This is a genomic window from Falsiroseomonas sp., from assembly GCF_030695085.1.
Classification (GTDB): Bacteria; Pseudomonadota; Alphaproteobacteria; order Acetobacterales; family Acetobacteraceae; genus Falsiroseomonas.
Map to the genome: position 1 here is coordinate 1 of NZ_JAUYTS010000015.1, position 1,177 is coordinate 1,177.

Here is a 1,177-nt window from a genome sequence, read left to right on the forward strand (position 1 = left end):
CGTCGTCCTGGCCATCATGAACGTGCTCTACGAGGGCCTCGCCGACAGCAAATACCGGCCCTGCCCGCTCCTGGTGAAATATGTCGAGGCTGGCTGGCTCGGGCGCAAGTCCGGGCGCGGCTTCTACGACTATTCCGGCGACACGCCGGTTCCGACGCGGTGAGTCCGGCCCGATGATCCCGACCCTGGAAAAGCCCGAGGACTTCCCCGGCCAGCAGCGGGTGGCGTGGCGGCGCGAGCCTCACCGGATCGCCCTGGCCGCCGTCGCCGGCGCCCTGTGGCCGCCGTTGGTCGTCACTCTCGTCATATGGCCGGCGAAGAACTGGCTGCCCGGCCTCGAGATGGACTGGCGGCTGGTGGTCCTGGCGATCGGCGTCCTGGCCGTGCCCGGAGGCATCTGGCTGCTGGCGCGCGAGCGCGAACGCAATGGCCGGCCCGCAACCCGGTTGGGCGCGGTCTGGCGTTTCATGTTCTACGGCGGCCTGCTGGCGGCGGCGCTGCAGGCCATGCTGGCCCTGACCATGTCGGTGGTGAGTTGGTTCGAGGCCGAGGGCGTCGCCGAGGCGGCGGGCGCGACCGAGACCACTTTGCTGATCTTCGGCGTCGGCGGCCTGCCGGTCGCCGTGCTGGTCGGCGTCAGCTACGCCCTCTGGGCCGGGCTTTGCGTCGCCTTCATCGCCTTCATGCCCCAGCCCGAGGTGCGCGACAGGCTGGGCCTGATGAGCGACGCCGCGGAAGACTGACGCCTTACCGCGAATTCAGTTTCAAGCCGTCGCTGCATCAGCCAAGCTGGCGCTCGCCAGGATTGGGGGGAACATCATGGCCGCTGAACCGATCACCGCGCCGTCGGCTGCGCCGTCCGCCAAACTTCAGCCCGTGGCCACGACTGACCGTCTATTCAGCCTTGATGTCGTCCGTGGACTGGCCGTGCTGGGAATCCTGGCGGTCAACGCCATGACCTTCGCCTGGCCTTGGGCGGTGTCGTCCAATCCCAGCATCCAGCCTGGTTTCGACGCGGAGGCGGCGCAAGGCTGGCAGATTATGCACGTCTTCTTCCAGGACAAGATGCGCACACTGTTCTCGATGCTGTTCGGAGCATCGATCTTCCTCATCGGCGGCGAGCGCTTCGATCCGGCGTGCGGCAAGCTGTTGCGCAGCCGCCTGTTCTGGCTGGCCG

The 1,177-nt window shown here is 67.9% G+C and carries 2 protein-coding genes and 1 pseudogene; all 3 read left to right on the forward strand.

Features of this window, described 5'->3' with window-relative positions; genetic code table 11:
• The coding region (locus tag Q8S40_RS01510) for a 3-hydroxyacyl-CoA dehydrogenase family protein (RefSeq protein ID WP_305669024.1) at positions 1 to 163 on the forward strand (163 nt) is incomplete at its 5' end.
• Positions 164 to 173: 10 nt separating this feature from the next.
• A complete protein-coding gene (locus Q8S40_RS01515; protein WP_305669023.1) occupies positions 174 to 743 on the forward strand; it encodes a hypothetical protein in 570 nt (189 codons plus the stop codon).
• A 76-nt stretch (positions 744 to 819) separates the two neighbouring features.
• Positions 820 to 1,177, forward strand: a pseudogene (locus tag Q8S40_RS01520) (hypothetical protein); the annotation flags it as partial.